This is a genomic window from Pseudomonas sp. NFX183 (genome assembly GCF_047943075.1).
Taxonomy (GTDB): Bacteria; Pseudomonadota; Gammaproteobacteria; order Pseudomonadales; family Pseudomonadaceae; genus Aquipseudomonas.
Map to the genome: position 1 here is coordinate 2,644,793 of NZ_CP181333.1, position 14,128 is coordinate 2,658,920.

Annotated in this window: 11 protein-coding genes; 2 read left to right on the plus strand and 9 right to left on the minus strand. The window is 60.9% G+C overall.

The annotated features are described in order from the left end of the window. Nucleotides 1-17: 17 nt before the first annotated feature. From ACM530_RS12185 to betI, 6 genes are all read right to left on the minus strand, one after another. Nucleotides 18-908: an alpha/beta fold hydrolase gene (locus ACM530_RS12185; RefSeq protein WP_416364847.1), complete on the minus strand. Its 891-nt coding sequence runs from the start codon at nt 906-908 to the stop codon at nt 18-20. A 297-nt stretch (nt 909-1,205) separates the two neighbouring features. Then, complete coding sequence (locus ACM530_RS12190; protein ID WP_416364848.1) at nt 1,206-2,522, minus strand: TldD/PmbA family protein; 1,317 nt, start codon at nt 2,520-2,522, stop codon at nt 1,206-1,208. Then, nucleotides 2,522-3,964: a TldD/PmbA family protein gene (locus ACM530_RS12195; RefSeq protein WP_242200619.1), complete on the minus strand. Its 1,443-nt coding sequence runs from the start codon at nt 3,962-3,964 to the stop codon at nt 2,522-2,524. The genes ACM530_RS12190 and ACM530_RS12195 overlap by 1 nt, the downstream gene beginning before the upstream one ends. Before the next feature lie 196 nt (nt 3,965-4,160). Beyond that, entirely contained in the window at nt 4,161-5,864 is a 1,704-nt protein-coding gene (betA, locus tag ACM530_RS12200) for a choline dehydrogenase (RefSeq protein ID WP_416364849.1), read from the minus strand. Between the two features lie 142 nt (nt 5,865-6,006). Then, entirely contained in the window at nt 6,007-7,479 is a 1,473-nt protein-coding gene (gene betB, locus ACM530_RS12205; protein WP_106575609.1) for a betaine-aldehyde dehydrogenase, read from the minus strand. Between the two features lie 110 nt (nt 7,480-7,589). Next, nucleotides 7,590-8,183, minus strand: coding sequence for a transcriptional regulator BetI (gene betI, locus ACM530_RS12210; protein ID WP_065929460.1), 594 nt, complete (start codon nt 8,181-8,183; stop codon nt 7,590-7,592). Nucleotides 8,184-8,574: 391 nt separating this feature from the next. Here betI and ACM530_RS12215 point away from each other — a divergent pair, with 391 nt between their 5' ends. Continuing rightward, entirely contained in the window at nt 8,575-10,509 is a 1,935-nt protein-coding gene (locus ACM530_RS12215) for a BCCT family transporter (RefSeq protein WP_369302018.1), read from the plus strand. Nucleotides 10,510-10,697: 188 nt separating this feature from the next. On the opposite strand, the gene choV is transcribed toward ACM530_RS12215, so the two are convergent. The 3 genes from choV to ACM530_RS12230 form a co-directional block, all read right to left on the minus strand. Further along, on the minus strand, nt 10,698-11,876 hold the full coding sequence (gene choV, locus ACM530_RS12220; RefSeq protein ID WP_106575606.1) for a choline ABC transporter ATP-binding protein: 1,179 nt from the start codon (nt 11,874-11,876) through the stop codon (nt 10,698-10,700). Then, nucleotides 11,873-12,718, minus strand: a complete 846-nt coding sequence (gene choW, locus ACM530_RS12225; RefSeq protein ID WP_076017809.1) for a choline ABC transporter permease subunit — start codon at nt 12,716-12,718, stop codon at nt 11,873-11,875. Before choW ends, choV begins: the two co-directional genes overlap by 4 nt. A gap of 66 nt (nt 12,719-12,784) precedes the next feature. Beyond that, complete coding sequence (locus ACM530_RS12230) at nt 12,785-13,732, minus strand: choline ABC transporter substrate-binding protein (protein ID WP_145157577.1); 948 nt, start codon at nt 13,730-13,732, stop codon at nt 12,785-12,787. A gap of 210 nt (nt 13,733-13,942) precedes the next feature. Here ACM530_RS12230 and ACM530_RS12235 point away from each other — a divergent pair, with 210 nt between their 5' ends. Next, nucleotides 13,943-14,095, plus strand: a complete 153-nt coding sequence (locus ACM530_RS12235) for a hypothetical protein (RefSeq protein ID WP_178119641.1) — start codon at nt 13,943-13,945, stop codon at nt 14,093-14,095. Nucleotides 14,096-14,128: the final 33 nt, after the last annotated feature.

The following is a 14,128-nucleotide window of genomic DNA, read 5'->3' on the forward strand; positions in this document are numbered from 1 at the left end:
AGGCTATGTGTCGGCGATTATGCGCCATCCGTCGCTCCTTTTCCCACTGGCGGTTCGTCTAAATCTGACAATGTCGCGTGCGCTCCGACGAGGAAATCCAGCAGCGCCCGGTGCACCGCCAGCGCAGCCTCGCGGGATTCAAGGTCGAGCAAGTGGCCGGTGTGTTCGGCGACGGCGAAGGTGCTGCGGCCCACGTATTTTTTGAACAGTTGGGCCTCCGCGGCCGGGGTGTACTCATCCAGCGCGCCGTTGATGAAATGCACCGGGGTTTCGATCTGCGTGAGCGCCGGCAGGTAATTGCCATCGCCCAGGCCCAGCACCTGGTGGATATGAAAGCGCGCCTGGCGGTACTCGGTGGTGGCCATGTTCGACAGGTGCCGGTGGTTATTGCGCTTGAGGCGCGGTGACAGGTACTTGCCAACGGTCTCGTTGAGCAGGTGGCCAACGGCAGACTTGTCATCCGCTTCGATCAGCACGCGCACGCGCTCCACGTAGTCGAGCATGGCCTGGTTGAGATTGGGCGCCAGGGCCATCACCACCGAGCTTTCGATAGAGGGCGGGTTGTGCGCCAGGGTCAGCAGCGTGGAGATGCCGCCCCAGGAGGCCGACACCAGGTGGCTGACCTGGAAGCGTTCTACCAGGGCACGCAGGATTTGGACTTCGTCGTCCTTGGTGACCAGGTCAAGGTTGCTGTTGTGCTCGCGCGAAAGGCCGGAGAACGGCAGATCGAACAGCAGCACATTGAAGTGTTCCGCCAGGCACTTGCTGGTGCGGGCGAAGGAGCGGGTGGTGGACAGTGCCCCATTGACCATCAGGACGGTTTTCTTTTCCGAATCGTTACCGAGCTGCTCAACGTGAACGTTGTAGTGTTTGAACAGCCCTTCTATGACAAAACTTCCATGGTCCATGTCAACGCTCCAGCTTGCCCAATCCAGGCAAGGTCATGCATCACGTGCGCACACGTGGGGTTGGTGGCGGGGTGCCACTAACCGTTATAACGAGGTTTTTTACGGGCGACAACATGCCGCACGAGCAGATGGGTGAGATGGGATTTTGCGGTAGGAAGGAGCTAAACGAGGGTGTAAGGAACGAGCACAGAACAGTGTGGGAGCTGGCTTGCCTGCGATGCAGTCACATCGGTGTATCAGTGACACCGCAGCGATGCTATCGCAGGCAAGCCAGCTCCCACAGGGGAGTCGCAGTGCTTATAAGGTGAGAGTCAGGCGTTTGACCAACGCGCCTGGCAACAAGTTGGACGCGGTATTGCGCTGGCTATACGTACTGGCCGACAACAGCAACTCCCGCTCAGCGGTCAGCGCCTCGAGCTGCGAGCCGAGCAAACTGTAGACGCTGTCATCAAAGCGCATGGTGCTGACCGGCGCCTTGATCTCGCCGTCTTCCACCCAGAACGTGGCAAAGCGCGTCATGCCGGTCAGGCGGGCGGCCGGCAAATCCGAATAGTTCAGGTACCACAGGTTGCTGATGTACAGCCCGGTACCCAACTGCTTGAGGATATCGGCCTGGGCGAGGCCGCCCGCCGCCATCTGCAAGGCGCTGGGCGACTCGTCGCTGCTGGCGCCGTTGGTGCTCAGGCCGTATTCGGCGGCGCTGCGCGAGTTGATCAACTGGCCCTCGGCCTTGCCCGCGTTAATCAGCGTCACGTCCCCGCGCGGGTAGCCTTCGGTGGAGAACGCCTGGCTCAGCGAGCCGCTGATCTGCTCATCGACTTTGACCAATGGGCTCAACGACTGCTCACCGGCATACAGCTTTTGCAACGAGCTGGCTTTGCTGGCGATGGCCTGAGCGGAAAACCCGCCCCAGGTGATGATGCTGATGATTTCTTCCAGCGCCGCGGGGGCGAGGTAGGCGCGGTACTGCCCGGGGGCGAGCTTGTGCAGTGGGCGGCCAAGAAACTCTAGTTGCTCGCGAGCCTGCTGCAAGCGTGCGCTGAATTCGGCGCTGTCCCAGGTGTGCCCGGCGTAGCTGGCTTTGACCGCTTCGCCGTTGGCGTGGAACAGGCTGAAATCGAAGTTGAAGCTGTTGGCCTGATGCCAGCCAAACGCGCCGTCCGAACTGGCGAACCCTCGGGTGATCGGGCCAGCAGCGTAAAAGCCGACCAGGTCCACGCCTTCTGCGGCCTGGCTGATGTCTTCCAGCACTTGGGCCAGTTCCGGCAGCGGTCGTAGCTGCTCGTTATGGCTTTGCCAGGCATTGTGGTTCAGCAGCAGGTACGGGTCCTGTGGCAGCAAAGGCAAGGTTTCGCGCAACTGTTGCAGGCCATCGGCGAGGCGCTGGCGGTCCAGTTCCGGCTCACCGGCCAAGGTAATGCCGAGGTCGGCGTGGCGGCCGTCGTTGATCAGCTTGAGGTTCAGGCTTGCCTGTTGCACCTGGCCGGCCTGGCGCACCTGGGCGTGGTTGAAGCGTACGAACTCGGATGATTCGTCTGCGTAGCCGAGGTGAAATTGTTCCTTGTCAGTGATGGCCTGCTTGAGCCAGTCCACCAGTGCCTTGAAGTTGTTCATCAGGCATCTCCCCCAAATACGTCGACATCACTGAACACACACGCCGGTGACGCGTGGCCTACGCGAATCACCTGGTTGGGCTCACCTTTGCCGCAGTTCGGCGTGCCCAACACCTTGAACGTGCTGGCGTCGCCGACGGCGCTGAGCTTGCGCCAGAACTGCGCGGAAATCGCACGGTAGTTGGGGTTCTTCACCACGCCTTTAAGCTCGCCGTTTTCGATCAGTTGGCCCCACTCGCAGCCGAACTGGAATTTATTGCGCGCATCATCAATGGACCATGAGCGGTTGGTGCTCATCAGAATGCCGTGCTCGATGCCGCTGATCAGCTCGGCCTGGGTTTTGTCGCCGGCCTCGATATTGAGGTTGGCCATGCGGTCGATCGGCGCGCGGTTCCAGCTGCACGCGCGGCTGTTGGCGACCCCGCCGAGCCCCGAGCGAAATTGCGACAGCGCGCCGCCCAGTGGCTTGAGCAGCAAACCGTCGCGGATCAGGAACTGCTTGGTGGCGCGGGTGCCGTCGTCGTCATGGCTGTAGCTGGCGAGCTGCTCGGGGATGTCCGGGTCGAAGGTCACGTTGAGCAAGGGCGAGCCGTATTGCAGGTGGCCAAAATCGCTGGCCTTCACAAAGCTGGTGCCGGCGTAATTGCGCTCATCACCCAGGATGCGGTCCAGCTCCAGCGGGTGGCCGATGGACTCGTGGATCTGCAGGATCATCTGGTCGGGCATCAGCAGCAGGTCGCGCGGGCCGTTGGGTGTGTTGGGCGCGAGCAGCAGTTGCAGGGCTTCGTCGGCCACCTGGCGGGCGGCGCCGGCCAGGCCGAAGCGGCGAATCACGTTCGCACTGCCTTGCTGGCCGAAGTTGGTGCCGCCCAGGGTGCGGGTCTGGCTGTCGTTGCCGTCAAACGCGGTGACGCTCAGGCCCGGGTAGACGAAACGCTGAGCCTGGCGCAGTTCGGCACCGGCGCTGTTGAGGTAGATCTGCTCCACGCGGGTGGTGCCCAGGCTGACTTCCCAGCTGACCAGGCGCTCGTCCTTGGGCACGCTGGCAGACTCATCGCCCAACAGTTGGTAGCAGTCGCTCAAGGACGGGAAGGGCTGGTCGAGGTCCGGTGACAGGTAGTCGGCGACGTCACTGGAGACCGGCTGCGTGTGCAGGTCGAGCAGGGCGTGGGGCAAGATCCGCCGGGCTTGCTGTTCAGCGCGCTCAAGGGCGGCTTGCAGGCCGGCAAGGGAGATGTCGTTGGTAGCGGCGTAGGCTTCCACGCCGTTGAGACGCACGGTGAGCATGGCGCCCTCGTCGTGGTTCAGGTGTGGCGGCTCGGCGACGTTCTTGCGGACCGACAGGTATTGGCCGGATTCGCGGACGTAACGCAGCGAGAAAAATTCGGCGCGGGTGCGCAGGGCACTGAAGTGCTTTTTGAGAGTGGCGTGGTGGTCAAACATGGGGCCTTCCTTGTGGGCGGCTCATCGCGGGCAGGCAACAGAGTAGGCCTGGGGCGGGGAGCTGATCAAGGAAAGAGGTTTTGCAGCGTCTGGTCGGGCCCTATCGGGGGCAAGCCCCCTCCCACATTTTGACCCTGTGCACCCGATCAAGTGTGGGAGGGGGCTTGCCCCCGATAGGAGCGCCGCGGTGTATCAGTTACTGCGCGGTCGGGCCGACTTCACGCATCGGCTTGCCACGCACCGGCGCATCGCCTGCGACGTAGTAGTCGGCGGTGCTGCGCGGCAGCGGCTGACGGCCACGGATCTTGTCGGCGATTTTCTCGGCGATCATGATCGTCGGCGCGTTCAGGTTGCCGGTGGTGATGATCGGCATGATCGACGCATCCACAACGCGCAGACCCTGCATGCCATGCACACGGCCTTCGCCATCCACTACAGCCATCTCGTCGGTGCCCATCTTGCACGAGCAGGATGGGTGGAACGCGGTTTCGGCGTGCTCGCGGATGAACTTGTCGAGTTGCTCATCGGTTTGCACTTCAATACCCGGGCTGATTTCGCGGCCACGGTAGGGGTCCAGCGCCGGCTGCTGCATGATTTCACGGGTCAGGCGGATGCCGTCACGGAATTCCTGCCAGTCCTGCTCGGTGGCCATGTAGTTGAAGAGGATGCTCGGGTAGTCCCGTGGGTTCTTCGACTTCAATTGCACGCGGCCACGGCTCGGCGAACGCATGGAACCCATGTGTGCCTGGAAGCCGTGCTCTTTCACACCGTTGCTGCCGTTGTAGTTAATCGCCACTGGCAGGAAGTGGTACTGGATGTTCGGCCATTCGAATTCCGGACGCGAACGGATAAAACCGCCGGCCTCGAACTGGTTGCTGGCGCCGATGCCAGTGCCGTTGAACAGCCACTCGGCACCAATCGCAGGCTGGTTGTACCAGAGCAGCGACGGGTACAGCGACACCGGTTGGGTGCAGGCGTATTGCAGGTACAGCTCAAGGTGGTCCTGCAGGTTTTCGCCGACGCCTGGCAGGTCATGAACCACCGGGATGTCGAGGCTTTCGAGCAGTTTGGCCGGGCCCACACCGGAGCGTTGCAGCAGTTGCGGCGAAGCGATTGCGCCGCTGCATACCAATACTTCTTTGCGCGCGCGGGCTTCAACGCGCTCTTCGGCAGCGCCGATCAGGTAACGCACGCCAACGGCACGCTTGCCTTCAAACAACACTTTGTCGGTGAGGGCGTGGGTGACGATGGTCAGGGTCGAACGCTTTTTAGCCGTGTCCAGGTAACCGCGTGCGGTGCTGGCGCGACGGCCATTTTTCGTGACAGTACGGTCCATCGGGCCGAAGCCTTCTTGCTGGTAGCCGTTCAAGTCTTCGGTGCGCGGGTAGCCGGCCTGCACGCCGGCTTCAACCATGGCGTGGAACAGCGGGTTATTGCCGGCTTTCGGCGTGGTCACGCTGACCGGGCCTTCGCCACCGTGGTAGTCGTTCGGGCCGATGTCGCGGGTTTCGGCTTTACGGAAATACGGCAGGCAGTCGAGGTAAGTCCAGTTTTCCAGACCTGGCAGTTTCGACCAGTTGTCGTAGTCCATCGCGTTGCCACGGATGTAGCACATGCCGTTGATCAGCGAGGAGCCGCCCAGGCCCTTGCCGCGACCGCATTCCATCCGGCGACCGTCCATGTGCGGCTCTGGATCGGTTTCGTAGGCCCAGTTGTAGCGGCGGCCTTGCAGCGGGAACGCCAGCGCGGCCGGCATTTGGGTACGGAAGTCTAAACGGTAATCCGGGCCGCCGGCTTCCAGCAGCAGGACGGTGACGCCTTCGTCTTCGGTCAGACGGGTCGCCAGGGTGTTACCGGCGGAGCCGGCACCCACAATGATGTAATCGTATTCTTGGGACATTGGATGCACCCTCTTTGAAGTGTGGTCAGGTCGGGCCTCATCGGGGGCAGCTCCCTCCCACAATTTGAATTGTGAATACCTTCAAATGTGGGAGGGGGCTTGCCCCCGATGGCGGCCTCAAAGGCAACACAAAGCTCGGGATTTAGAACACCGAGGCGTAGTCGCCCAGCTCAACCTGTACCGATTTGATGCGGGTGAAGTTGTTCAGCGAGCTGATGCCGTTCTCACGGCCCACACCGGATTGCTTGTAGCCACCGACCGGCATCTTGGCGTCGGATTCGCCCCAGGCGTTGATCCAGCAGATACCCGCTTCCAGCTGATGAATCACGCGGTGAGCGCGGTTCAGGTCTTTGGTCACAAGGCCAGCAGCCAGGCCGAAGTCGGTGTCGTTGGCGCGGCGGATCACTTCTTCTTCGGTCTCGTAAGTGAGGATGCTCATCACTGGGCCGAAGATTTCTTCACGGACGATGGTCATCTCGTCGGTGCAGTCGGTGAACACGGTCGGGGCCACGTAGGCGCCTTTGGCGAAGTTGCCATCGGTCAGACGGTCGCCGCCGCACAGGACGCGGGCGCCTTCTTCCTTACCTTTGGCGATGTAGCCGAGCACGCTTTCCATGTGGGCGAAGCTGACCAGCGGGCCGAAGTTGGTGTTCTCGTCTTGCGGGTCGCCAATGCGGATGCGCGCAACACGCTCAACAATCTTGGCTTCGAAGGCTGCCTGCAGGTGCTTAGGCACGAACACGCGAGTGCCGTTGGTGCAGACCTGGCCGGAGCTGTAGAAGTTGGCCATCATCGCGATGTCGGCCGCGCGATCCAGGTCGGCGTCTTCGAACACGATCAGCGGCGACTTGCCGCCCAGTTCCATGGTGACTTCTTTGAGCGAGGAGCTCGAGGCGCTGGCCATGACTTTCTTGCCGGTGTCGGTGCCGCCGGTGAACGAGACTTTCTCGATGCGCGGGTGCTCGGTCAGCCAGGTGCCGACTTCACGGCCGCTGCCGGTCAGGACGTTGAACACGCCAGCCGGCACGCCAGCTTCGGTGTAGATCTCGGCCAGTTTCAGGGTGGTCAGCGAGGTGACTTCGCTTGGCTTGAAGATCATTGCGTTACCCGCCGCCAGGGCCGGTGCGGATTTCCACAGGGCGATCTGGATCGGGTAGTTCCACGCGCCGATACCGGCGACCACGCCCAGCGGCTCGCGGCGGGTGTAGACGAACGACGTGTCGCGCAGCGGGATCTGCTCGCCTTCGATGGCCGGCACCAGGCCTGCGTAGTATTCCAGCACGTCGGCGCCGGTGACGATGTCGACGTATTGGGTTTCGGAGAAGGCTTTACCGGTGTCCAGGGTTTCCAGGGCGGCCAGCTCATCGTTGCGCTCGCGCAGGATGTCGACGGCACGACGCAGGATGCGCGAACGCTCCATGGCGGTCATCGCGGCCCAGATTTTCTGGCCTTTTTCGGCGCTGACCACGGCACGTTCAACGTCTTCCTTGGTAGCACGTTGCACTTGGGCGAGAACTTCACCGTTAGCCGGGTTGATGGCTTCGAAGGTGGCATCGCTGCCAGCGTCGCTGTAGCCGCCGTCAATGTAGAGTTTTTGCAGTTCGAAACGGGCCATAAAGTCCTCGCAAGTGCATAAGTGGTTGGCGTTACCCGCCGCCGGTGAGCCATGGGGTTTCTGGCAACACTGAGCGGCAGACGTTCAGGGATTGAGCGGTTATGTGTGCTCTAACTCACCTGCTTGGCCAATTGGAAATCCATGTATTCGTAAGCGATCCGTTGCGCCTGCTCCGTGTCGAAAGCGTCTCCCGACAGGGCGCCGCGCAACCACAAACCGTCGATCAGGGCCGCCAGTCCTCTGGCTGCTTTGCGTGCGTGCGGCAGCGGCAGCACTCGGCGGAACTGGCAGCACAGGTTGGAATACAGACGTTGATCGTTGATCCGCTGCAACCTGTGCAATGACGGGTGATGCATGCTGGCGGCCCAGAAGGCCAGCCAGGTTTTCATTGCCGGTCCGTTGACCTGGCTGGCGTCGAAGTTGCCCTCGATGATCACCCGAAGGTGCGCCCGTGGGCTGTCGTCCTTCAGCGCTTGCCTGCGTTCGTGGACGTTCTCGATCAGCACATTCATCAAGTACCGCATCGTCGCGGCGATCAGGCCGTTCTTGTCCTGAAAGTAGTGACTGATGATGCCGTTCGAGACGCCGGCCAAACGGGCGATCAGCGCAATGCTGGCATCTCCCATTCCGACCTGATCGATGGCCGTCAAGGTGGCTTCGATCAACTGCTGGCGGCGTATGGGTTGCATACCGACCTTGGGCATGTAGCACCTCTCCTTAGGCCTGCCGTTGGGCGATAAACGTCCGTCGGCTTGAAGGCCAGTCTATTTTGTTTTGATTGAACGTTCAATCAACAAAGAATAAGATCTGCGACAAATGGTCGCGACCTGCAGATATTTCCTACCTGTGAGCCACTGCCTCTGACACCTGCAAAAACCCTTGAAACAGGCCGTATCAGGGCCTGGCCACTGCTTCGGCGCGGCTCAAGAATTTTCGGGGTGTCTTTATAACACCCGTCCGTCGACTGCCGAAAAATCGATGTCCCGGGATAACCGTTGCCTTGTGTTTCTCTCTCGCACTGCCCGGAGCATCTGCGCCATGAGTTCTGCCTCTCTTATAAAGACCCCGCCGGAAAAGGTCCGGGTCAACGGTTGGGTGTTCTACACCTCCACCGCGCTCATTCTGTTGTTGACCGCCATTCTGATCATCGCCCCGCAGGAGGCCGGGCGCATGCTCGGCGTAGCACAGGCGTGGCTGTCGAAAAGCTTCGGCTGGTACTACATGGTGGTCATCGCTGCCTACCTGGTGTTTGTGGTCGGCCTGGCGTTTTCGTCCTACGGCAAGTTGAAACTGGGCAGCAAGGACGACACCCCGGACTTCAGCTACGGCGCCTGGGCCGGCATGCTGTTCTCGTCGGGCATCGGCATCTCGCTGTTGTACTTCGGTGCCTCGGAGCCGTTGGACCACTACTTCAACCCGCCCGAAGGCGCGGCTGCCAGCAATAGCGCGGCACGCCAGGCGCTGCAACTGACGTTCCTGCACTGGGGCCTGCACGGCTGGGCGATCTATGCCTTGGTCGGCCTGGCCGTGGCGTACTTCGCGTATCGCCATAACCAGCCGCTGGCCTTGCGTTCGGCGTTGTACCCGCTGGTGGGCGAGCGTTGGGTGAAGGGCGCGGCCGGCCACGCGGTGGACGGCTTCGGCATGTTCGTGACCCTGCTGGGCCTGGTGACCAACCTGGGGATTGGCGCGATGCAGGTGTCGTCGGGGCTTGAAAACCTGTTCGGCATGGCGCACAGCAACACCAACCTGTTGATCGTGATCGTCGTGATGAGCACCGTGGCGACCATCGCCGCCGTGTCGGGTGTGGAGAACGGCATTCGCCGCCTGTCCAACCTCAACATCGTGCTGTTCAGCGGCTTGCTGATCTTTGTGCTGCTGTTCGGCCCGACCCTGCACCTGCTCAATGGCTTGGTGCAGAACACCGGTGACTACCTCAACGGTATCGTGCTGAAAACTTTCGACCTGTATGTGTACGAAGGCGACGCCGACAAGACCGAGCGCTGGATGGGCCTGTGGACGCTGTTCTACTGGGCCTGGTGGATTTCCTGGGCGCCATTCGTGGGCATGTTCATCGCGCGTATTTCCCGTGGCCGCACCGTGCGTGAACTGGTGGCCGGCGTGCTGCTGATCCCGCTGGGGTTCACCTTGGCGTGGTTGTCGATCTTCGGTAACTCGGCGCTGGACCTGGTGCTCAACCACGGTGCCGTGGAGTTGGGCAAGACGGCGCTGGAACAACCGTCGATGGCCATCTACCAATTGCTGGAGCATTACCCTGCGTCGAAAATTGTGATCGGCGTGTCGATCTTCGTGGGCTTTGTGCTGTTCCTGACCCCGGCGGATTCCGGCGCGGTGATGATGGCCAACCTGTCGTGCAAAGGCGGCAATGTGGACGAAGATGCGCCGCACTGGCTGCGGATCTTCTGGTCGGTCGTGATCACTCTGGTGACCATCGGCCTGCTGTTTGCCGGCAACTTCGAAGCCATGCAAACCATGGTGGTGCTGGCGGGGCTGCCGTTCTCGGTGGTGCTGATTCTGTTCATGTTCGGTTTGCACAAGGCCATGCGCCAGGACGTGGCCATCGAACAGGAGCAAGCGCAATTGGCTGAGCGTGGCCGCCGTGGTTTCAGCGAGCGTTTGACTGCCCTGGACCTGCAACCGAGCCAGGCCACCGTGCAGCGCTTTATGGACAAGCATGTCACGCCGGCGTTGGAAGAGGCGGCGACGGCGTTGCGTGAGCAAGGGCTGGAAGTGCAGACCTTGTTGGGCAAATCCAAGCGTTGCATCGGTGTGCGCATCGAGATGGAAGAGGGCAACCCGTTTGTCTATGAGGTGAGCCTGGATGCTTACTCGTCGGCACCGAGCGACTTGCCTGAAGAAGAGCGCACGCGTTACTACCGGGCCGAGGTCTACCTGCATAACGGACCTCAAGAGTACGACCTGATGGGCTTTGCCCAGGAACAGATCACCCGGGACGTGCTCGATCAGTTTGAAAGCCATCGGCAGCTCCTTGGCCGTGTCTATAGCTGATAGTTGAAGACGGGTGGTGTCCTCACCGACACCACTGAGTCCAAATATGTAAACAGAACTAAATGTGGGAGGGGGCTTGCCCCCGATAGCAATGTGTCAGTCAGTACTTCTGTTACTGATACACCGCAATCGGGGGCAAGCCCCCTCCCACATTGACCCAGTTTCTACATTGAGATGTGCAGTGTTTGTCAGCCCAGGTTCTTGCCTAGCAGGGCATGGTAAAGCTCGCTGTCCCCCAAAATCCCCACCACCTGGTTGTTGTTATGCAGCACCAGCTTGTTGCCTGTGTGATAACGAATCTGCAATGCATCGCGCATGCCGATATTGGAATCCACCAGCGTCGGTACCCGGCCCAACCCTTCCACGGCTTGCCCCGGTGCCCAGTTCTGCAGGTTCATCACCGCGCCATTCTGGCGGGCGCCCTGGATCGTGTTGCCTTCGGCCAGGTCCAGCCAGGAATCGCCGCCCGGATCGAGGCACACCGAGCCGTTGACCCGCGTGCAGTTGTCCAGCGTGCGCATCAGGCTGCGGCCGCACAGCACGTTCAGCGGGTTGGTGTGGGCGACGAAGGTACGCACATAGTCGTCCGCCGGGTTCAGCACGATCTCTTCCGGCACGCTGTACTGGATGATCTTGCCGTCTTTCATGATCGCGATGCGGCTACCCAGTTTGAGCGCCTCATCCAGGTCGTGGCTCACAAACACAATGGTCTTGCTCAGCTTGCGTTGCAGCTCCAGCAGTTCATCCTGCAGGCCCTGGCGGATCAGCGGGTCGAGGGCGGAGAAGGGTTCGTCCATCAGCAGTATATCGGCATCCATCGCCAACGCGCGGGCCAGCCCGACGCGCTGTTGCATGCCGCCGGACAACTCGTCGGGCTTCTTGTTGCGCCATTGGGCCAGGCCCACCAGTTCGAGCTTTTCATCCACCAGCGCGCGGCGTTCTTTCTCCGGACGGCCCTGCATCTCAAGGCCGAAGCTGATGTTTTCACGCACCGTCAGCCACGGCATCAATGCGAATTTCTGGAACACCATGGCGATGCGCTTGGTGCGCATCATTTTCAGCTCGGCCGGCGTGCATGAAGCGATGTCGATCTGGCGACCTTCATGCTCCACAAACAGTTGGCCACGGCTGACGGTGTTGAGGCCGTTGATGCAGCGCAGCAAGCTCGACTTGCCGGAGCCGGACAGGCCCATCAGCACGCAGATCTCGCCTTTCTCGATGTCCAGGCTGGCTTTTTCAACGCCGACAATCTGCCCGGTCTTTTTCAGGATTTCGTTGCGGTGCATGCCCTGGTCGAGCAGCTTGAGGGCTTCGCGCGGGTCTTTGGAGAAGATCACATCGACATTGTCGAATCGGATAATGCTCATGCATCACCCCCTACTTTGGCGTCGGGTTGTTTGCAGATGCGGTCGAGCATGATGGCCAGCAACACGATAGCCAGGCCGGCTTCAAAGCCCAGGGCGATGTCGGCGGTGTTGAGTGCGTTGACCACTGGCTTGCCGAGGCCGTCAGCGCCCACCAGGGCCGCGATCACCACCATCGACAACGACAGCATGATGCATTGGGTAATGCCGGCGGCAATGCTCGGCATGGCGTGGGGCAGTTCAATGCGTGAGAGCAACTGACGGCGCGAGCAGCCAAAGGCCTTGCCGGCGTCCATCAATTCTTGCGGCACATCACGGATGCCCAGGTAGGTCAGGCGGATCGGCGCGGCAATCGCGAACACCACCGTGGAAATCAGCCCAGGCACCACACCCAGCCCGAAGAGGGTCAGGGTAGGGATGAGGTAGACGAAGGTCGGCACGGTCTGCATCAGATCGAGCACCGGCCGCATCAGGGTGTAGAACATCGGTTTGTGCGCGGCAACAATGCCCAGCGGCACGCCGATGACCACGCAGACCAGGGTGGCGAACAGCACCTGCGCGAGGGTTTCCATGGTTTCCTGCCAGTACCCCAGGTTCAGGATCAGCAGGAAGGAGGCGATGACAAACACCGTCAGGCCCCATTTGCGTTGGATGAAGTGAGCGAGTAGCGCAATCAGACCGATCAATGCCAGCGGATTGAACCAGGTCAGCGCAAACGTCACGCCGTGGATCATCGTTTCCAGGGTCGATGCGATTGCGTCGAAGTAGTTGGCACCGTGTTGGGTCAACCATTCGACGAAGGCAGCGATGTACTGGCCTAGTGGGATTTTATGTTCAGTCAGCATGGTAGTGAATGTCCACATGCGAAGGGGAAAACATCCCGGGCCAGCGCACCGGCCCGGGGTCAGCGATTACTTGTCCAGGTAAGCTTTGACGGCCTCCAAACCGGGTTTGCCATCCACGGTGGTCACACCGGCCAGCCAGGTGTCGAGCACTTGCGGGTTCTTCTTCAGCCAGGCTTTGGCCGCGGCGTCAGGCTTCATCTTGTCGTCAAGGACGTTACCCATCAGGGTGCTTTCCATGTTCAAGGTGAACGACAGGTTTTTCAGCAATTGACCAACGTTGCTGCATTCCTGGGTGTAGCCCTTGCGAACGTTGGTGTAGATGGTGGCCTGGCCGTAGTTGGGGCCGAACGAGTCGTCACCGCCGGTCAGGTACTTCATCTTGAAGCGGGTGTTCATCGGGTGCGGTTCCCAGCCCAGGAACACGATGGCCTGGTCACGCTTGGAGGCGCGTTCCACTTGCGAGAGCATCCCGGCTTCGCTGGACTCGACCACTTTGAAACCTGCGGTTTTCAAGCCGAAGGCGTCTTTGTCGATGAGGGTCTGAATGGTGCGGTTGCCGTCGTTGCCCGGCTCGATCCCGTAGATCTTGCCGCCCAGTTCATCCTTGAATTTGACGATGTCGGCGAAGTCTTTCAGGCCCTTGTTGTACAGCGCCTCCGGGACCGCCAGGGTGTACTTGGCGTTTTCCAGGTTGGCGCGCACGGTTTCCACGGTGCCGGCATCACGGTACTGCTTGATGTCGTTTTCCATGGTCGGCATCCAGTTGCCGAGGAAAATGTCCATGTTCTTGCCGTCGGCCAGTGACTTGTAAGTCACCGGTACCGAAATCATCGTGGTGCGCGGCTTGTAGCCCAGGCCCTTGAGGACTTCGCTGGTGGTCGCGGTCGTGACGGTGATGTCGGTCCAGCCGACATCGGAGAAGTTGACGGTCTTGCACTGTTCCGGTTCTGCAGCGTGTGCCACAACTGGCAGACTCAGCATGGCGGCCAACAACAACGAGGGTGAACCTTTCATCGGGGTAGACTCCTGTGTCTTTTCTGGCGGCATTCGCCGCGCTTTATATGTGTTGCGGTTGGGGCGTGCATCGAGGCGACGGCACGGTGCCTTGCAAACGAGTCGAGACTGATCATGTACCAGTGAAAATCTGACGCCTACAGGGGGCGTCGTATCCAGTACAGGGATGGTCGTATCCAGTGTCGGTGACGTCGCTTACAGGTTTTTCCAATGGCAAAACCGCAGTTTTTGCCGATCTGCACCGCTAAAAACGGCCAAAACGCCCGATCGCACGAGGGCGGCGTTGGTGAGCATGGTTACGTCGGTGTGAGACGCCGTGAGGGCAAGCAAAAGCTTGATGATGCCGCCATCTGGGCGATCTGAGCGTAGCACCTCGTTCAAGCCTGGCCGTGCTTA